At 50.6% G+C, this 18,420-nt stretch carries 17 protein-coding genes and 1 tRNA gene; 8 read left to right on the top strand and 10 right to left on the bottom strand.

Annotation, left to right across the window (positions count from 1 at the left end):
- Positions 1 to 20: 20 nt before the first annotated feature.
- The 3 genes from mscL to ACR9FF_RS02535 all read left to right on the top strand — a co-directional run bounded on the left by mscL (position 21) and on the right by ACR9FF_RS02535 (position 2,215).
- On the top strand, positions 21 to 527 hold the full coding sequence (mscL, locus tag ACR9FF_RS02545; protein WP_435168738.1) for a large conductance mechanosensitive channel protein MscL: 507 nt from the start codon (positions 21 to 23) through the stop codon (positions 525 to 527).
- Between the two features lie 26 nt (positions 528 to 553).
- Positions 554 to 1,186: an NUDIX hydrolase gene (locus ACR9FF_RS02540; RefSeq protein WP_435168736.1), complete on the top strand. Its 633-nt coding sequence runs from the start codon at positions 554 to 556 to the stop codon at positions 1,184 to 1,186.
- Between the two features lie 762 nt (positions 1,187 to 1,948).
- On the top strand, positions 1,949 to 2,215 hold the full coding sequence (locus ACR9FF_RS02535; RefSeq protein ID WP_127498888.1) for a phage holin family protein: 267 nt from the start codon (positions 1,949 to 1,951) through the stop codon (positions 2,213 to 2,215).
- 45 nt (positions 2,216 to 2,260) lie between these two features.
- Here the strand turns inward: ACR9FF_RS02535 and ACR9FF_RS02530 are convergent, their stop codons facing one another.
- Positions 2,261 to 2,821 (bottom strand): superoxide dismutase family protein, encoded by a 561-nt coding sequence (locus ACR9FF_RS02530; RefSeq protein ID WP_317982458.1) that lies wholly within the window; start codon positions 2,819 to 2,821, stop codon positions 2,261 to 2,263.
- Positions 2,822 to 3,409: 588 nt separating this feature from the next.
- On the opposite strand from ACR9FF_RS02530, the gene ACR9FF_RS02525 reads away from it, so the two are divergent.
- The 3 genes from ACR9FF_RS02525 (at position 3,410) to ACR9FF_RS02515 (ending at position 4,563) form a co-directional block, all read left to right on the top strand.
- A complete protein-coding gene (locus ACR9FF_RS02525) occupies positions 3,410 to 3,667 on the top strand; it encodes a hypothetical protein (protein ID WP_435168733.1) in 258 nt (85 codons plus the stop codon).
- Positions 3,668 to 3,825: 158 nt separating this feature from the next.
- Positions 3,826 to 4,059 carry a hypothetical protein gene (locus ACR9FF_RS02520; RefSeq protein ID WP_248757415.1) on the top strand — a complete coding sequence of 78 codons (234 nt, stop codon included), beginning with the start codon at positions 3,826 to 3,828 and terminating at the stop codon, positions 4,057 to 4,059.
- Between the two features lie 117 nt (positions 4,060 to 4,176).
- Entirely contained in the window at positions 4,177 to 4,563 is a 387-nt protein-coding gene (locus ACR9FF_RS02515; protein WP_317982459.1) for a hypothetical protein, read from the top strand.
- Positions 4,564 to 4,740: 177 nt separating this feature from the next.
- Here ACR9FF_RS02515 and ACR9FF_RS02510 read toward each other — a convergent pair.
- Positions 4,741 to 4,812: transfer RNA gene (locus tag ACR9FF_RS02510), tRNA-Thr, on the bottom strand.
- 70 nt (positions 4,813 to 4,882) lie between these two features.
- On the bottom strand, positions 4,883 to 5,704 hold the full coding sequence (locus tag ACR9FF_RS02505; RefSeq protein ID WP_435168731.1) for a serine/threonine protein kinase: 822 nt from the start codon (positions 5,702 to 5,704) through the stop codon (positions 4,883 to 4,885).
- Between the two features lie 191 nt (positions 5,705 to 5,895).
- Between ACR9FF_RS02505 and ACR9FF_RS02500 the strand changes: the two genes are divergently transcribed.
- A complete protein-coding gene (locus tag ACR9FF_RS02500; RefSeq protein ID WP_127499140.1) occupies positions 5,896 to 6,090 on the top strand; it encodes a hypothetical protein in 195 nt (64 codons plus the stop codon).
- A 113-nt stretch (positions 6,091 to 6,203) separates the two neighbouring features.
- Entirely contained in the window at positions 6,204 to 6,422 is a 219-nt protein-coding gene (locus ACR9FF_RS02495) for a hypothetical protein (protein ID WP_012772454.1), read from the top strand.
- 103 nt (positions 6,423 to 6,525) lie between these two features.
- Here ACR9FF_RS02495 and ACR9FF_RS02490 read toward each other — a convergent pair whose 3' ends face one another.
- The 7 genes from ACR9FF_RS02490 to ACR9FF_RS02460 form a co-directional block, all read right to left on the bottom strand.
- The gene (locus tag ACR9FF_RS02490) at positions 6,526 to 7,812 is read right to left on the bottom strand and encodes a putative bifunctional diguanylate cyclase/phosphodiesterase (RefSeq protein WP_201008981.1); all 1,287 of its coding nucleotides are present in this window, start codon (positions 7,810 to 7,812) and stop codon (positions 6,526 to 6,528) included.
- Positions 7,813 to 7,980: 168 nt separating this feature from the next.
- Entirely contained in the window at positions 7,981 to 8,703 is a 723-nt protein-coding gene (locus ACR9FF_RS02485) for a response regulator transcription factor (RefSeq protein ID WP_127499136.1), read from the bottom strand.
- Between the two features lie 103 nt (positions 8,704 to 8,806).
- Positions 8,807 to 12,640 (bottom strand): response regulator, encoded by a 3,834-nt coding sequence (locus tag ACR9FF_RS02480; protein ID WP_435168727.1) that lies wholly within the window; start codon positions 12,638 to 12,640, stop codon positions 8,807 to 8,809.
- Positions 12,641 to 12,847: 207 nt separating this feature from the next.
- Positions 12,848 to 13,363 carry a GrpB family protein gene (locus ACR9FF_RS02475; protein WP_435168725.1) on the bottom strand — a complete coding sequence of 172 codons (516 nt, stop codon included), beginning with the start codon at positions 13,361 to 13,363 and terminating at the stop codon, positions 12,848 to 12,850.
- 297 nt (positions 13,364 to 13,660) lie between these two features.
- Entirely contained in the window at positions 13,661 to 14,650 is a 990-nt protein-coding gene (gene mgrA / locus ACR9FF_RS02470) for an L-glyceraldehyde 3-phosphate reductase (protein WP_317982519.1), read from the bottom strand.
- Positions 14,651 to 14,756: 106 nt separating this feature from the next.
- Positions 14,757 to 16,166 (bottom strand): HD-GYP domain-containing protein, encoded by a 1,410-nt coding sequence (locus tag ACR9FF_RS02465; protein WP_435168723.1) that lies wholly within the window; start codon positions 16,164 to 16,166, stop codon positions 14,757 to 14,759.
- Between the two features lie 25 nt (positions 16,167 to 16,191).
- Positions 16,192 to 18,243: a bifunctional diguanylate cyclase/phosphodiesterase gene (locus tag ACR9FF_RS02460; protein ID WP_127499125.1), complete on the bottom strand. Its 2,052-nt coding sequence runs from the start codon at positions 18,241 to 18,243 to the stop codon at positions 16,192 to 16,194.
- Positions 18,244 to 18,420 lie beyond the last annotated feature (177 nt).

The raw sequence follows: 18,420 nt of genomic DNA, 5'->3' as shown, positions 1-18,420 counted from the left end.
ACTGTAGGAGGAATTATATTATGAGAAAAATCATTCAGGAGTTCAAGGAATTCGCCATTAAAGGGAATGTAATCGATCTGGCGGTCGGTGTTATTATCGGCGGCGCCTTCGGCAAAATCGTTACTTCTCTCGTCAACGATATTATTATGCCACCCATCGGGCGTATGCTCGGCGGAGCGGATTTCAAGGACTTATTCATTAACTTGGGCTCGGACAAGCCTTTGCCGGAAGGCATTGCGATGCACGACATCCACACTCTTGCCGACGCGACCAAATACGGAGTAGCCGTTATCGCGTACGGTCAATTCATTAACGTATTGCTGGACTTCTTCATCGTTGCCGTATGTATCTTCCTGCTCGTTAAAGGGATTAACATTCTGCGCCGCATGAAACCCGAAGAAGTCGCTGCGCCCGCGGCGCCGACGGAAAAAGAATGTCCGTACTGCTTGTCCCAAATTCCGATTAAAGCTACCCGCTGCAAGCATTGCACTTCCGTGCTGGAGGAAGGAACGGCAACAAGCAGCTAGGATCCGGATAAAAGATGGAGGTCCCGATGGCAGAAGAACGCTTCGATATCTATGACGAACAGCTTAATCCTATTGGCACTGCAAGCCGTACCGAGACCCACGCGCTGGGCTATTGGCACCGGTCCTTCCATTGCTGGCTGACGCGCCGCGAAGAGAACCGCCGCTTCGTGCGGTTCCAGCTGCGCCAAGCCGGGAAGGATACCTATCCCGGCTTTTACGATATTACGGCAGCCGGCCACCTCTCTGCCGGCGAGACGATGCGGGACGCGGTCCGCGAAATCGAAGAGGAGCTAGGCGTGGCTGCCCGCTTCGAGGATCTGATTCCCCTTGGCGTAGCACGCAAGGAAATGTTCGGCGAAGCAAAAGGCATGCCTTTTATCGACCGCGAAGTCAGCGACGTTTTCGCGCTTGTATGTTCATTGCCGTTAGGCGATTTAAAGCTGCAAGCTGAAGAAGTGGCGGCTGTATTCGAGGCCGACGTCGAGCTGCTGATCCGGCTTTTCGAGGGAGAATTGCCGGAGCTGATTTGCCAGGGTGTTGCGTCATCGGCTGATGGCGGCCTATCCAAGGCGACGCGAGCCGTCCGAGCTGCTGAATTCGTACCTCGGGAGCCGAGCTACTACGCGTCGATAATGAGGGCTTTGCGCGATTGTACGTAACCGATACGCCGCTTGGGAATCCTGGCTTGCTGACGCTGCTTTCAAAGCCGTCAGAGCGAACTCCCCAGGCTGCTTCCCAGTTGCGGTACCATTGATCAACCATGCCATGGATGTTGTAGAACTCGGTCTGCCTTGTGCAGAGGTCAAAGTTATCGATCTCCGGGTTGTTAAACAATCGCGCAGCGGTGGCATGGATACAGCCGTGAACCCCGCTGTACTCGATAAACCGGCCAAACTCATCAAGCGAAGGAAATGATCGCGGATTGTAAAGAATCCGGTATAAAGCCTGCTGGTTCATGCATGGCGCCCGTAATATTCCTGCCGGCAATTCCGGCCAGCCGGCAACGACCCTTTTGTCGTAGCCCATACGGTCGAACCAGTTATACACCTTATTGATATAGTTTCTGTGGAACCGTAAAAACTGCTCGCCAAACCCGACCGGAGGTATAGTGCCCGGCGTCACATGATGCTGATGATGCCATACTGTATGCTCCTCCATCCATTCCCGAGGGAAGTTTGGGATAATCGGCATTGTCATTCGCCTCCTGTACCGTATCTTACATATCGTATGCATAGGCCGATGAATGAGTGTAGAAATGCCCGGTCAGCACAAAAAGGCAAAGCCCGCTATGCCGCCGTTGCGTTCGGGGCTTCATGCATTGCGCATTATTTATTGGCCATATGCTGAAGCCCTCTCAAAACGCTCCATAGATTCATAGTATAAAGTACGATGATAAAGCGTGGAGCGAAGGAAGTGGCGGTATGTCGTGGGAGGATATTACGAATCTCATCGATCCCCGATTAATGATTGTTGTGGCAGCCTGCTGGGTAATCGGCTATATGCTGAAGCAGACACCGATCGTGCCGGATTGGACCATTGTGTATGCGGTTACGGCGGTAGCCATCCTCTGTGCCTGCCTCATCTTAGGCTTTCATGTGGAAAGTGTACTGCAGGGTATTTTATGCGGAGCCTTTTCCGTGTACGGAAGCCAGTTGGTGAAGCAGACGTTTATAAAAAGAGATAAATGAGAAAAAGGCACAGCCGTCCGGCGAGGACGGCTGTGCCTTTTCATGTTAGTGCTGGATTACGCCGCAGGCTATGCGGCTGCCGGAATTGCCTGATGGGTCTGTCTTATAGTCATCCGCTTTTTCATGAATAACAAGCGCGGTGCCGGCTGCTGGAAGCAGAGAGTTTGGCGCCTCTGTGTCGAGCGTTACATTTTTCGAAATAATTTCGGCCTTCACGGTACCGTCTTTGTTTACCGTAATATTCGGCAGATCCCCGTCATGGAAACCTTGCGGATTATCAAAGCCATGCTGTTTGTTCTTCGGATTCAGATGGGAGCCAGCGGATTCGAAGGACGGTGCCTCGCATTTGCCGACATTATGGAAGTGAATGCCATGGACGCCTGGAGTAAGGCCCTTAGCCTCCAGCTTCAGATGCACGCCGTCTTTTTCCTCCGTCAACACGACAGTCCCGATCTGATTGCCTTTCGTATCGATAAAAGCTGCCTTTGCTTCCATCACATGACTGCGAGTGTGGTGGCCATGTCCTTGGCTTGCCATTGCTGCACTGGAAAAACCGCAGCTTGCGACGAGGAAGCCAAGCGAACACAGCATCGTTGATTTGTTCATGTTATCCTCCTTGGGGCGTAATTTCCAAGTTAGCTTTTACCAGGCGGAGGATAAATATTCATTCGTTGCCTAAATAATTCGCTCTATAAATCTATATGTCTATTAAATTATGCGTTTCGACTAAGTCGATCGTCCATACCACTCTTGTAAATCTGAATAGTATAAAAACAGATTCTCATATTTTGTTTGAGGATGATTGAAAGGAGACTAAATTTTATGAGTTGTGGTTGTGGTGTTGGTAATACCGGAGGTTTTGGCGGAGCTCCAAGCATTCTTTTCCGTCTCTCCCCAGGGGTACGTGTAGACGTTGTATTTGATCACACTGGTCCACAAGGGATTCAAGCCACATTCCTTGGATTTGTAGGCAACTCTGCGCTGTTTTTGGTCGATTGCGAAGTCTTGTACATTAATCCTCGCAGTATTCAAGCCATCTCGTTGCATACATCCCGTTCCCGGGCTTAACGAGAATGTCCGCGGAAAAGGATTAGTATCCTATGAATCTCTCAAAATCCATTCATTCATTAGTAGATTAGCCTTGTTGTTTGTTATTAAACTCTCATATGAGAATCATTGAAGGAGGATAAATATATGAGTTGTGGTTGTGGTGTTGGTGGTTTTAATGAAGGGTTTGGTGGAGCTCCAAGCATTCTATTCCGTCTCTCTCCAGGGGTACGTGTAGACGTTGTATTTGACCACACTGGTCCACGCGGGATTAATGCCACATTCCTTGGATTTGAAAGGAATTCTGCACTGTTCTTGGTCGATGGTGAAGTCTTGTTCATTAATCCTCGTAGTATTCAAGCAATCTCGTTGCATGCACCTCGAAATCACAGAGAAGAATGTTAAGTCACTAGCTTCTTGCGATTGCCTAATTAGAGGCTACGGAATAGGATCCGTACCCTATTAATCTCACAAAATCCATTCTTTCATTAGTAGATTAGCCTTGCCGTTTGCTAACAAACTCTCATAGTCTGTATGAGAATCATCGAAGGGAGGAAAAAAATATGAGTTGCGGTTCTGGTTTTAATGGAGGGTTTGGTGGAGCTCCAAGCATTCTATTCCGTCTCTCTCCAGGAGTACGTGTAGACGTTGTATTTGACCACACTGGTCCAAGAGGGATTCAAGCCACATTCCTTGGATTTGAAGGGAATTCTGCACTGTTCTTGGTCGATAATGAAGTCTTGTTCATTAATCCTCGTAGCATTCAAGCAATCTCGATTCATTCATCTCGTCGTTAAGTCAAATCCATTCTGTAGGTGCCTATTTAAAGGGTACGGAATATAATCCGTACCCTTTTACCATGAGATACGCAGCCCTGCCAAGGCATTACATTTTGGAAAGGAGAGTAACACGAAATGAGTAAAGAAGATGAGTTCGTAGACTTCCGAGACCAATTAAAGAAATTGAAGAATGAGAAAAAGAACAAAAGCAACTGGGATCAAGAAGATGTAAACGATGTGATAGAACGTGTGAAGTCTGAAATGTTGCCCGTTATCAAAGCATTTGTTGATACGGATCGCACTTTAGAAATACAATCGAATAGATCTCGAGCTATTTATATCTCGTATGCAAACTCAAGGGTATATGGTCTATTGGTGTCGGCAACCAGTTTAGATCGCATCAACATCGATGCTGTGTTTGATTCGTATTCGACTCGTATATACTCAGGAAATTTCATCGAAAAAGAAATTAAAACCGCAGTTAAAAATGCATTGTTAGATTGGTATCGCAGAATTATCTGAATGTAAGAGATATATTGATTTGATAACTTAAAAGCCTTCCGCAAACTTCGCGAAAGGCCCCTAATTATGGGGCTACGCATGTCCGAATACTTGCGCGGAATGCGTAGCCCTCCGTATGTTCATCCGTAACATTCAACGTTAACAAAACGTGGATGAAACGGGCTTTTCGTAAAAGGATGCTGATGAAGGGAATTGAACCCCCGGCCTACGCATTACGAGTGCGTTGCTCTACCCCTGAGCTACATCAGCGAGACAATATTTAGGATACTTATTTTAGGGGTAAAAGTCAACCGCTTAAATCATTCGACATTTTGCTGTTTTATTCGTTATTTCCCGAGGAATAATGCTCCAGGATCTGCTTTAATACCCGCTCGCATTCAGCCGCCGTCTGCCATCTGCTGTCAAGAAGCCCCTTAACGAAGCTCCTGATTTCCGGCTCAAGCGCAAGCTCCTCCTCCCAGCCGCGTTCCTTCTCGCCCTCCAGAGGGGTATATCCGGCATACATCAGGAACAGGAAAAGATGCCCAAGCCCATATAAGTCGCTGGTCCGGTCTGGCTGGCGCATGCGGAACTTTACAGCTCCCCAGCTGTCCGCGAATCCGCTTGGTTGAGCCGAATCGGCCCGGCCGTCAGGGTTCTCCTCCCCAATCCTGCAGGCCAAGCCTAGATCAATCAAATAAATCCCCTTTTCATTCATTACAACGTTCGGGATCCGCACATCCCGATGCACATAACCCTTCTCATGCAAATGCTTCAAGGGGGATAATAAAGCTTCTACGATTCGCAGGGCTTCCAACTGCGTGAAGGTTCTCGCCTCAAGCAGAATAGCCTGTTCAGCCGTAATGCCTTCCACATAAGTCATAACAAGCGCTTCTTCCCTGCGGTGGACAGCCCAGTCCAACCGCTTCGGCATTTGCGGATGATTAAGCTTTTGAAGAATATCGGCCTCCCGCCTCAGCAATCTCCTGCCGGTCTCGCGCTTGCTTGGTTTTGCCCGCTTCAGCAGAACGGTTTCTCCGCTCCTCAGATCCGTACAACGATAAGCTTGACCATAGCTGCCCATCCCTAGAAATTCCTCGATCCGGTAAGTCCTGCCCCAGACCATCCCATGTCCCAGCGGATAGTCCATCCAATTATTCACCCATTGCTTCCACCAGATAGGAATCCCTCCTTGCCCTTTGCATACGGGATAAGAGCAGGTTTGGTTTCCTCTTGAAGAGCGGAGCAGGCGTTTTTCATGAAACCGGCGTTGAGTGATTTGCGTACTATTCCGTAAGTCTAAGCTGTTTCAATTTCTTAACAAAGACTTAATTATAGGTAGGAGGTTATCCCATGATTAGACATTTGTTGCAAAGACTCCTCGGCTCCGTTACAGGTAAACATTATAATAAACATGGACACAACGGTCATTACGGTCATTACAGTCATAGCAGCAGCGACTACAAAAAAGGAAACTATTATCCGCCGAAGCAACCCCCATACGGTCACAGCCATTACAAGAAAAAATATGGCAGCTACAGCAGCTAAGGGAATTGTTAGAAGAATGTTAGCAAACTAAACAATAACCTTATGACCTTTTTATAAGCGGCTAAAACGTTTCTAGTAAACTGGAAAAAAAAACGAGTGGAGGTGCGAATGGTATGATGAAAATCATCACCTTCAAAGACCGTTCGGTTCCCGTTTATTACGTTAACGAACAGGCGGCTTCCGTTGAACAACTTCATCATAAATTGGTTGAGATGGAATACAACTTCGATTTCCGCAAGAAGTGGAAACGTATATCGAAGGTCGAGGTTGTCCGCGATGTTGCCATTTTCCAATATAACGACGGGACGAAGCTGTATCTTGAAGTGAGCTAACAACGGCTATTAACCAAACCAATGACCCGGCAAATACGAAAGCCCTGAATGATCCGCCAAGCGCGAATCGTTCAGGGCTTTTAGATTTTACCTTGTTTACTATTTACGCCGTTTGCGGCGACTTCCGGATGATCGACATGTCTAGCAAATCCGGCTGCATCGGAGATCCCAGAAGGAAGCCCTGCACAAAGTCACAGCTCCATTCCTTCAGCAATTTATATTGCTCCTCGTATTCGACGCCGCCCGCAATAACCTCGATCTCCAGCTTATGCAACAGCCCGATCATCGCTTCAACGATATGGCGTTCCACGCTCTGCACGTCAATCTGGCGGATGAACGATTTGCTGATCTTTACGCTGTTGACCGGAAGCTGCTTCAGATTCGCAAGCGAGGCATAACCTTCTCCGAAGTTATCCAGCGTAATTCTGACGCCTAATGCGCGCAGTTGACTCAGTACCGCTAAAGTTTTGTCGGTGAAATGAAGAATAACATCTTCCTTCACCTCAAGCTCCAGACAAGAAGGCTCGACTCCCGCCTCCTCCAGCACATGAGCAACCATGCTGCAGAAGCTGCTGTCCAGGAGCTGGACATGCGACACATTAACCGCGATAACAAGCTCCTTCAGGCCATATTCCTGCATGCCCGCCAGCATCTTGCAGGCTTCACGCAGCGCCCACTCGCCAATAGGCACGATTAAGCCATTCTGCTCGGCAATCGGGATAAATTCCGCCGGCCAAATCGCGCCAAGCTCCGGTTGATTCCATCTGAGAAGCGCTTCGAATCCGCGGAGACGCCCGCCTTCGGTGCGGAAGATCGGCTGATAGCTCAGATGGAACTGACGCAAATAAAGGGCCGGACGCAGCAATGCTCCAACCTCCAGCCAGCGGTTCATCTGGGCCGTCTCTTCCTCGCTATAAAACGTAATCCGGTTGCCGCCCTGCTCCCGCGACTTGAAGAGCGCCGTCTCGGCATGCCCGAGCAGTCTCTCGCTTGTCCGTCCGTTCTGCGGGAACAGGCAGGTACCGATGCTTGCCGTCAAATTCAATTCCGCTCCCTCATAGGAAACCGGGTATTGCGCTGCATATTTCATCTCTTCCACCGCGTTGGCACATTCCGCCTGCGTGTATCCGATTTCTCTAGCCATTAGAAAAGTATCGCCGCTAATCAAGGTAACAAAGGCCGTATCCGCCCCTTGACTTAATCGTCCTCCGATACTTTCAAGTACCTGGTTGCATGCCTCTAAGCCCTTAGCCTCATTCACACCATAGAAACGATCGATCTGAATCAACGCCACAACGAGCCGCTGTCCTGATGCCCGCGCGCGGCTTAAAGCTACCTCCAGCTGAGCATAAGCCTCCTGCCGTTCAGGTAAACTGGCTAACCCATGCACGATTGCTACACCATCCTTTTGTCATTACTGTTAATCCTATAGTCCCATATAAGTATTAGAAAAATTGCGGATTGTTCTTTAGAAGTATGTTAGGTATTTGCCAGCATTCGGACAAGTGGGTATAAAAAAGATCACCTTGCAGCGGAGGTGATCTTCAGGTCGCTTACCTTAATCATGTTCCTGACTGTGGTCGGTCGTATATTTGTAACCAAAGCCCCATACCGTGCGGATCAAACGGGGCTCTTTCGGGTTTTGCTCGATCTTTTTGCGCAGATTAACGATGTGCACGTCAATGGCTCTATCCGTTACAAAAGAATCAAACCCTCTAATCGTATTGATCAGTTCTTCCCTGCTGAATACCTTGCCCGGGTGGGATAAGAAGAGCTTCATCATCTCGAATTCGGAAAAGGTTGTCTCGATCAGCTTGCCTCTGACAAGAAGCATTCTGCGCTCTGCGTCCAGCTGAATTGGCGCAAGATCCACCTCTTCCGCTTCTGCCGCGCTAGCCGCCTCCGCTTCCGCCGCACTGAACTGGGAGCGACGGATCAGAGCTTCCACTCTTGCCGTCATTTCATGCATGCTGAATGGCTTGCACATATAATCATCCGCTCCGGCCTTCAAGGCCTGAACGCGTTCGGAGACTTCGCTTTTCATCGACAAAATCATAATAGGCACATGCGATCGTTCACGAATAGAGGCGCAAACCCCCATACCATCCATATCAGGCAGCATCAGGTCAAGCAAGACAACATCAGGCACAAATTCCTGAACGGTCTGCAAGCCTTCTTCACCCGTTCCCGCTTGCCTAACCGAATACCCTTCTTCCGACAAGTACATCGACAGCATATCCCTCATCATGACGTCATCTTCAATTACTAAAACTTTATACACCGGCGCCACCCCTTAGGGAAAGAAGATTTCTGTCAAAAAATATAAATCTATCTCTAATATACAATACGATTGTAAGGGTTAACAATAAAATGTTAGAAGATTGTTAGGAGAAACTGTCGAAAGTTGAAATCGATGCATAATGCAGACCGGTTATCACGCGGTCGAGCTCCTTTTTCAGCAATTCGGCCGGCGCCATCCAATCCTCTTCCCCATCCTCTTTCTTCAGAATCTCGTTCAGCCTTGCGGCAGCCTGCACTACATCATTCGCCGATAAGTGGCTGGCGGCTCCCATCAGCGTATGGATCATCCGTCTCGCGTTTGCAGCCTGGCCATTGGTCAGCTCCTCGATCAGCTTGTCCGCGAAGCCTTCGTAATCCTTCAGGAAATGAACTAGCATTTGGCGTAAAATAGAGACCTTGCCGCTTACTCTGGCCAGTGCTGTCTCAACCTGAATCCCGTCAAGCTCCGGCACCGATTGGCCCGAAGCACCCCATGATTGCTGCTGCAGCACCGGAAATTTCTTGTTGTTCAGCAGATTCATAATAACCATGTAGAGCTGATCCGGGTCCAGAGGCTTCGTCACCACTCCGTTCATGCCAAGCTGCAGATAATGCTCATGATCCGCACGGAGGGAATTCGCCGTTACCGCAATAATCGGCAGCTGCTCGTACCGGGAATCATTGCGGATAATCGTTGTGGCTTCCATTCCATCCATCTCCGGCATATGAATATCCATCAGGACAATATGCCAGTCCCCCTGCTCCAGCTTCTCGAGCACCTCCCGGCCGTTCTCCGCAAGCCCTACCTCGAAGCCCCGTTCCTTCAGCAGCTCGATGGCTACCAGCTGATTGATATGATTGTCTTCGGCAAGGAGAACCCGTATTTTGTCCCTAGGCTCCGCGGATACGGCCGCCTCCCGGGCCGCCATTGTCCACTCCTTCGCCTCAACCGGTCTTTGATCCAGCGTTCCCGTTAAGGCATGGAATAACGCCAGCCGGGTAACCGGCTTGGTCAGGATCGCATAAGGACGGCCGGAATCCGGCATTTGCATCAGCTCGTCACGGCCAAAGGAGGTCGTAAGCGCAATCGTCTTCACTCCTGCGGCCGTAGCCTGCTTGTGGAATTCCAGCCAGGTTTCCGCTCCGTACATATCCGGCATTTCCATGTCCAGCATAATCAGCTTAGGCATCGCCCCCGCACCCATGCGGCGCAGCTTCTCCCTCGCGCTTCCCCAAGAAGAGAACGCCACCGGGGTCAAGCGGAAGGATTCCGCGAGGCTGCACCAATGCTGACGCATTTCGTCGCTGTCCTCCACGACCCAGATGCATTGGTCCTCCAGCTCCTTGCTGACAATCAGCTTCTCTTCACTGATGGAGGACAGGACCGGGAAGGACAGGACAAAGCTGAAACGGCTGCCTAAGCCGGGCTCGCTGTCGACCTGGATTTTCCCGCCCATCATTTTGACGAGGCCGTTCGCAATCACAAGACCTAAGCCCGTGCCTCCGTATTTGCGGGTTGTTGAGCCATCGGCTTGCGTGAACGGGGTAAAGAGCCTGTCGATTTGTTTTTTCGTCATGCCGATACCGGTATCTTCCACGATGAATTGCAGCTTTAATCCGTCAGAGCACTGCTCCATCACCTCGAGGCTCAGCTTCACGTGACCCCGTTCCGTAAACTTGACGGCATTCATGCACAGGTTCAGCAAAATTTGCTCAACGCGCATCTGATCGCCCAGGAGGGTCGTAGGCAGCTGCTCGGGCACTTCCAAAATAAATTCGAACTGCTCCTTGCCGCCCATAAAGACGCTAAGCTGATCCGTCAATCGGCTAAGCATCTCCTGAGGCTGGAAGGCAACCCGCTCCACCTCAACCTTGCCCGCTTCAATCTTGGAGAAATCGAGCAGGTCATTAATAATGCGCAGCAAGGATTCCGAGGAGTTGCCAAGCTTGTCCATATAATCCTTCTGCGAAGGAGATAATCCGGTGCGGCGCATGAGCTGCGACAGACCGATAATGCCGTTAAGCGGCGTGCGGATCTCGTGGCTGACCATCGCCAGGAAGCGGCTCTTGGCCTCATTTGCCTGTTCGGCCTCCTGCGTTGCTTGAATTAATTCCTCCTGAATATGCTTCTGCTCCGTAATATCTCGCGCAATGCAGGAGAAGTACAGCTCGCCTGTATTTTGGTATGGATGGGCTACAATGACAAGCGAGACATTTACCTTGTCCCCGGCTTGCGTCAGAAGCTCGGCTTCTCCCTCCCAATAGCCCATTTTCATGGCAATCCGGGAGCCTTTTATGAGATACAGGTACATGGAGGGCTCCACGTAGCTCTTATAGTCTTTCGGCTTGTAATCCAGCGGCAGACCCAGCATCCGCTTGCCCGCCTTGTTAATGTAGGCAACCTTCCCGTTATGGTCGATGGAAGCGATCAGGTCTTTGGCCGAGCCGATAATATCGAGCAGAAGGTTGCGGGATTTTTCCACTTTTACATGCTCGGAGATGTCGTACGCCATACCAAGAACCCCGGTCAGACGGCCCTGCTGATCGCGCAGCCCGTTCGAGAAGTGACGTACCGGAATTTTGGTCCCGTCCTTATGGACATACGTCCACTGCCGTTCATAGGAGAAGTCCACCTGGCGCAGCATCCGGAATACTTCGAGTCCAGGCTCGACGTGTTCGCCCAGCTTCTGCGACAGCCTCTCCGCTTCGCGCTCGATTTCATCCGGATCCATGAACAGAAGAGGCGTCGCGTGGCCCTTCAGCTCGTCCGTCGTATAACCGATCAGCCTCTCCGCGGCCTGATTCATATAACTCACGCGGTAATTCTCATCCAGCAAAATAAAGGAGTACTCGTTCTGATTGATAATCGCCTCGAGGCGCCCAAACATGTCCTTCAGATGCTCCATCATCCCGTTAACCGATTCAGCCAGCTTACCGACCTCATCCCCGGGCTCCTGAGACAGATGCTCCACTTCGAATTGACCGTCGGCAGCCTGCTTGGTAACGGACAGGATTCCTTTCAGCCGGTTAATGATCATATTGAAATAGATGGAGAAGAGGATAACAATCACGACCTCGGACAAGGCGATCGTGGCAAAGGTCCACCATAATACTTTGGACAGACCTTTATTCAGGCTGGCCTGCGGTATTTCGAGTGCCGCATGCCAAGGCGCTGCGCTGTCTACGTCCATATACAAAAGCACATGCTTCATATTCCCGCGCTGTATATGGATTTGCCCGGAAGGCTTGAGCAGCTTCTCGAGGCTTAGACCCGGCTGCCCGTTAAGCAGCCCTTGAATCGGCTTAATGCCCGAGGAGGTGGAGTACGAATGGAACAAGACCACTCCCCGGTCGTTATAGAGCCAATACTCCAAGCTTGGATCTTTATCCACAAGGAAATAAGGCGACATCGTCGACATCGGCATCGATGCGTATATCACACCGTTAATAAAGTTGTTCTGATCAAATACCGGAATAACAATAAGGGACTGCTTCAAGTTATCAAAGGAAGGAAGGAACAGATCCGTAATGGTCGACTTGCCCTTCACGGCTTCGCGGAAAAAGGCTTGTCCGCTCATATTAACCGGATCGCCGTTCGTACGGATGGCCCGGCCGTTAAGATCGATATATCCAATCGCATGATAGGTATAATCCGTGCGATACAGCTCGTCCTTGAAATATTTCAGCTTCTCCGCATCGGTGCCATAACGGACGATATCCGTACGGCTCATTACCACTACCTCGGCCCGCCTGATCTGCAGCCAGGAAGCCAGATAATTGGCGCTGACGCTAAGCTGGCTGGCCGCTCTATCGGATGCGGTATTGATCATTTCCTGCTTGATGGAGAGATAATTAATGACCCCCGCGATGCCAAGCGGGATGAAGGTGATTAAGACGATGATGAGCAGGCCTTTTGTCCGCAATGATAGGTTGTTCAAGACGCGCGGTCCCCTTCCCGAGTAAATCTACATGTATTATATCGTCACGAGGGGAAGGAATCGATAGACGATTTGTCGGATGGGGAGTGAGGAGGAGATGATTGGGAGAACCATGGGCTCACTCCGCGAGATGTTTCTCCTTCCACTCGTCTTCGATTCGTTTGGGAGGGCGGAAGCCAACCGCCTCCGAGCAAAGCAAAGAGAAGATTATTCGTTTGTTTGTGAGTGCCAGGCGAGGGCGAGTTGTTCCATTTCGCTTACGAATGCTTTTTTGGCTGGGCTGTATTCGTTGGTTCGTTCGTATCGCTGGGCCAGCTGATCTTTAAAGCGGCTGTATCTGGCAGCCTCCTCCGGGTGGGAGAGCAGAAAATCGCGGAAGATGAGGTGCCGTCCGATTTGGGGACTATCCGATTGGTAGAAGTGGATATGGTGAGTGCGCTGCTCTCCGCCTTTGCGGAACAGCCGTCTGCCAGGGATACCCCAATCGCCTGCCACGTCGTATCCAAGCGATGCCAGCCTGTCATTGAACAAATCCATTCTATTAATATCGTCAACGATTCCCATCATGTCGATAACGGGCTTTGCTTTCATCCCCGGAACAGCCGTGCTCCCGAAATGCTCGAATCGGATCTCCACTCCATCAAAGACAGACCTTAGATACTCCGCTTCCTCGCGAAACCTCTTCGCCCATTCTTCCTTGTAATCGCTCAATCGCACTTCCATGCTATCCCTCCTATTTATAAAAAAACAGGCTAACGAAACTACATAACGCTATTGGTCCAAAATTGTACGCTTCGAATTTCTAACGAAACCTCATAGCGTTATTTACTATTTAAAGGCCTCTTTTAACCCAAAACCATCCAAATAACGTTACCAGGTTTCGTTAGATTTTGAAAAAAGCGATTCTGAGGGAAATAAGAATACCCAGTTTCGTTAGCGAAGCGCCGACCTTAGGATGAGCAGCAAATGTTTCAAAAAAAGGCTGCCGAGATTAGTCGGCAGCCTTTCGCTTAGATATTCCTACGCCAAAATGTTCTCGATCGCCTGCAGCTCATCGTCGGAGAAATCGAGACGGCTGAGCACGGCAACATTGTCGTCGATTTGCTCGACACGGCTTGCGCCGATCAGGGCGGAAGTTACGCGTCCGCCGCGAAGCACCCATGCAAGCGCCATTTGCGCCAGCGATTGGCCGCGGCCTTGCGCGATTTCGTTCAGGGCGCGAACTTTAGCGAGCTTTTCTTCGGTAATATTGTTCGAGTTCAAGAAGACGCTTGGTCCACCCGCACGGGAATCCGAAGGAATACCGTCGAGGTAACGGTTCGTCAGCAAGCCGCCGGCCAGCGGCGAGAATACGATCGAGCCGATGCCTTCTTGATCAAGCACGTCTTGCAAGCCGTCTTCGATCCAACGGTTGAACATCGAATACGATGGCTGATGGATGAGGCATGGCGTGCCCAGCTGCTTCAGGATAGCCGAAGCTTGAGCCGTCTGCTCTGCACTGTAGTTGGACAGGCCAACATACAACGCTTTGCCCGAACGTACGATATGGTCAAGCGCAGCCATTGTCTCTTCAAGCGGAGTTTCCGGATCCGGACGGTGATGGTAGAAAATATCCACATACTCCAGGTCCATCCGTTTCAAGCTTTGGTCAAGGCTCGATACCAGATATTTGCGGGAGCCCCAATCGCCGTAAGGTCCTTCCCACATATAGTAGCCTGCTTTAGTGGAGATAATCATTTGGTCGCGGTAAGCCGCCATGTCCTGCTTCAGAACTTTGCCGAAAGTCTCCTCAGCGGAGCCCGGAGGCGGTCCATAGTTGTTCGCCAGGTCGAAATGGGTAATCCCCAGATCGAAGGCGCGGTGAATCATGGCGCGTCCGTTCTCCAGACGGTCGTTTCCGCCAAAGTTATGCCATAAGCCAAGCGATACGGCTGGCAGCTTGAGGCCGCTTTTGCCGACGCGGAAGTATTTCATGTCTTCAAAACGAGATTTGTCTGCTGCATATGTCATTACTGCTTATCCATCCCTTCTGAAAAGGCTATGTAACCCCTTTATCATACACCCGCGGCCTATGGAAATAAACCCGGGCTATAAGCCTAAGCCTTCCGCCAAACCATCAGCTTGCCGAAGCTTTAAAGGCCCAGCCCTTCTCGCCCGCGATCCGAATCAGCGCATCCACGCATAACGGGTCGAAATGCTTTCCCCGCTCCTTCAAAATAATCGCCATCGCTTCTTCATGCGACAACGCTGCCCGGTAAGAACGGGAGGACGTCAAGGCATCGTACACATCCGCAACGGCTGTTACGCGGGCCAGCAGCGGAATGTTGTCCCCGCTTAACGCATCCGGATAGCCGCTTCCGTCCCAACGCTCGTGATGGGAACGGATGACGGCCAGCTCCTCCTGCATGAAGCCTAACCGACGGCACAGGTTGAACCCGGTCACCGGATGTTTTTCGATAATTTCCCGCTCTTCCGGCGTCAGCTTTCCCGGCTTGTTCAGGATGTTGTCCGGAACTATCAGCTTCCCGATATCATGAACGATGCCGCCCTGCGCGATAGCCCGAAGCTGGTCGGAATTCAGCCCCAGCTCTTCCCCGAGCTGTATCGCGTAGAGCGCAACGCGGTAATTATGGCCCGCCGTATAAGCGTCGCGCGTTTCCGTCGTCCGGATAAGCTCGCGAACCGCCGGCGACATATAGGTGTGAATCCATCCCTTTGGATCGTTCTGAAAAAGCTGCTTGAGCGACATCGTATATGAGCCGGAGCTGCGGTACTGATAATAAATGCCGACAATCATGGCGCTGATCGAAGCCAGCAGCAGCAAGTGGTAGATCCACCAGCTTAACATCCACATTTTGCCCGTTACGTTAATGAACTGCGCGGCAATCATCCAGCCCGAGCTGTACACGATCGCCAGCTGCAGCGGAAAACGGGTAGACAGATACGTCTCCAGATACCGGTACATCGTCCAGCCGTTTAACCCGACAATAAGCAAGGTTGCCGTCCATTTGATGGGACCCTGCTTCATTTGAAGCCAGGACATTTGGTCGGAGAAAAGCCACAGCAGCGCGCAAATCACGGCAATCGACACCGTCCAGATCGGGAGCAGCCAACGCTGATGCGCCGACAGCCAGCTGATCATGCGGCGGTCCGAGGACATCGACGACAGCCACAGCCACATGACCGCGAGCAAAATGCTCATTTGGGCCGCATTGCTTGGAAGCGCCGTATTGTGATATGCCTCTCTTGGAGTCGATAACCCATGAACAAGGAATAACGCAGCTAAGGAGACGAAGGACAACGATAAAAAGCTGATTTTCAAATTGCGAAGCCGAATGGCTGCTACGCCAACCGCCACAGCAAGAGCAAAGGCCAATCCAGACACGATGCTAACCACGTAGAAATGCACGTTAGGAGAATGCAGATGATAATCCCAAGCGGGATTCATATGAAGGACCATAAATACGATAAGCGGGACTGCGAGCGATAAAAGAAGATACAGATAGATTTTCGCCTGACTGTTCAAAATCTGACGCCCTCCTTGGCATACGTTATCCGATCAAGCTCTGCGACGTTTGACTTCTATCAATAACCATCGACTGCTGTAACCAAAGATCAAGATCAGCGCGCGACATCGGCTTGCTGAAATAATAACCCTGCATCATGCTGCAGCCCGCGGACTGCAGAAACGCAATTTGCTGCTCCGTTTCCACCCCTTCGGCGATTACCTCCAGATTAAGCTGCTTGGCCAGAATAATAATGGTCTGGATAATGGCGCGCTTCGAAGGCGAATCGCTCTGCTGCATGTACAGCTTATCTATCTTTAACGTCTGGAAAGGAATCAGATCAATGGAGCCAAGCGCGGAATAACCCGCCCCGAAGTCATCCATCGATATTTGAACGCCCATCTCCCGGATGGTCTTCAATTGCTCGATAACATCCTCGACATTGTGCATTACAATGGTCTCCGTAATTTCCAGCTCCAGGAGATGCGCATCCAGTCCGGAATGCAGAAGCGCAGAGATGACCATATCCTCGAGATTTTTGCTGTCGAACACGCTGACGGACATGTTAACCGAGACGCTTAACGGTTCCGCTCTGCCTTCATTCCATTCGAAGCAGTCCCGGCAGGCTTGTCCCAGCACCCAGCGGGTCATCGGAACGATAAGTCCCGTCTCCTCCGCGATCGGGATAAATTCCTCCGGAGGAATCCGGCCTAGAAAAGGATGATTCCAGCGCAAGAGCGCTTCTACGCCGATTGCCCGGTTAGCGGCCGCATCCCACTTGGGCTGATAATGAACAACGAACTGCTCTCTCGGCAACGCGAGCCGGAGATCCTTCTCCAGTTCCATCCGGCGCAGCAGCTCTCGCTCCATCTGCTCGTCGTAGAGGCAGTATTGGTTCTTGCCCCTGCGCTTCGCCTGGTACATCGCGGTATCCGCCGCAATCAGGAGCGAGGATCTCTCATTCCCGTGCTGCGGAGACAAGCTGATTCCGATACTGCCGGTGATATAAAGTTCATTGCCCTCTAGAAGATAAGGCTTGCGGATGTCTTCCAAAATCCGATTGGCGAGCTGCTCCACCTCATAAGGCTCCATCCCTCTTGTCAACAGCAGGAATTCGTCGCCGCCTAGGCGGAAGGTCTGAGCCCCTTCGCTCACATGGGAACGAAGCCGCTTGGCCACAGCTTGCACAAGAAGATCGCCGACGTCATGGCCCAGCGTGTCATTAATGATTTTGAACTGATCGAGATCGAGGAAGAGCAAGCCGTACGTACGGGCTTTATCCAGCTTTTGATCGAAATACCGGTTCATCGCATGGCGGTTCGCAAGTCCGGTCAACGGATCGCTGTAGGCCATGCGTTCAAGCACGGTGCGGTCCAGATAAATCGCGATCCAGGTAACGAGCATTATTAAGAGGGTTACCAAGGTAACGCTTATTAGAAGAAACAGATTGATCGGGATATCTTCCGTTAACGAGGAGGAAATCGCTTCGCCGCACCAGAAGGACGCTGCTCCCATTCCGGTGTAATGCATCCCGCAGACCGCCAGCCCCATTAGCGAAGCAGCCGCCCATTTGGACCATGCCGCCTTGCTGCCATCCCGGAAATTAATAAAGAAATACAGCGCCGCGCAGGAGGCCAAGATGGCGATCACTGCGGATAATATGACTATAATTGGGTTATATTGTATAGACATTGTGGGAGAATGCATGGAAGCCATTCCCGTGTAATGCATAGCGACAATTCCCGCCCCCATGATAAAGCCGCCTCCTAGGAGCTTAAGGCGGTTAATTTCTTTTGCCAGCGTTAAATAGAAGGCGACGTAGGAAGCGCAGATGCTTGCGGTAATCGACAATAGGGTAATGGGTACGTTATAGGCAATGGGAATACCGATATGAAACGCCATCATCCCGATAAAATGCATGGTCCACACCCCGCTGCCCATTACAAAGGCGCCTGCGAGCATCCAGCCCAGCTGCACCTTTCCTTTGGACTGCGAGATTTTGTACACCAGATTCAAGGCAGAGTACGAAACGAATAACGCGATGATGAATGAGAGAAGAATAACCCCGCCGTTATACTCTCCGTGTAATGTGACCAAACGTCCCCCACCTTCCGAGACTAGTTCTCCGGACATGTCTGATGTGACTAAAGTCTAATGCTTTTGTATACATATACCATTATACGAAAAGCGACGGAATGCAACATATTTTTATTTAGAATTAAGGTTTTTCGACGATTGTTTTGTTATAGTAGGTGAAGATTGTAAAAATAGTGC

The sequence above is a fragment of the Paenibacillus glycanilyticus genome (assembly GCF_051200795.1).
GTDB lineage: Bacteria > Bacillota > Bacilli > Paenibacillales > Paenibacillaceae > Pristimantibacillus > Pristimantibacillus glycanilyticus.
The sequence above is the reverse complement of the archived record's forward strand: the minus strand, read 5'-3'. Positions and strand labels throughout refer to the sequence as shown.

Excerpts from the sequence above, each read along its gene's own strand:
- mscL (WP_435168738.1), top strand. The coding sequence starts at position 21 with ATGAGAAAAATCATTCAGGAGTTCAAGGAATTCGCCATTAAAGGGAAT.
- ACR9FF_RS02540 (WP_435168736.1), top strand. The coding sequence starts at position 554 with ATGGCAGAAGAACGCTTCGATATCTATGACGAACAGCTTAATCCTATT.
- ACR9FF_RS02535 (WP_127498888.1), top strand. The coding sequence starts at position 1,949 with ATGTCGTGGGAGGATATTACGAATCTCATCGATCCCCGATTAATGATT.
- ACR9FF_RS02530 (WP_317982458.1), bottom strand. The coding sequence starts at position 2,821 with ATGAACAAATCAACGATGCTGTGTTCGCTTGGCTTCCTCGTCGCAAGC.
- ACR9FF_RS02525 (WP_435168733.1), top strand. The coding sequence starts at position 3,410 with ATGAGTTGTGGTTGTGGTGTTGGTGGTTTTAATGAAGGGTTTGGTGGA.
- ACR9FF_RS02520 (WP_248757415.1), top strand. The coding sequence starts at position 3,826 with ATGAGTTGCGGTTCTGGTTTTAATGGAGGGTTTGGTGGAGCTCCAAGC.
- ACR9FF_RS02515 (WP_317982459.1), top strand. The coding sequence starts at position 4,177 with ATGAGTAAAGAAGATGAGTTCGTAGACTTCCGAGACCAATTAAAGAAA.
- ACR9FF_RS02500 (WP_127499140.1), top strand. The coding sequence starts at position 5,896 with ATGATTAGACATTTGTTGCAAAGACTCCTCGGCTCCGTTACAGGTAAA.
- ACR9FF_RS02495 (WP_012772454.1), top strand. The coding sequence starts at position 6,204 with ATGATGAAAATCATCACCTTCAAAGACCGTTCGGTTCCCGTTTATTAC.
- ACR9FF_RS02475 (WP_435168725.1), bottom strand. The coding sequence starts at position 13,363 with ATGGAAGTGCGATTGAGCGATTACAAGGAAGAATGGGCGAAGAGGTTT.
- mgrA (WP_317982519.1), bottom strand. The coding sequence starts at position 14,650 with ATGACATATGCAGCAGACAAATCTCGTTTTGAAGACATGAAATACTTC.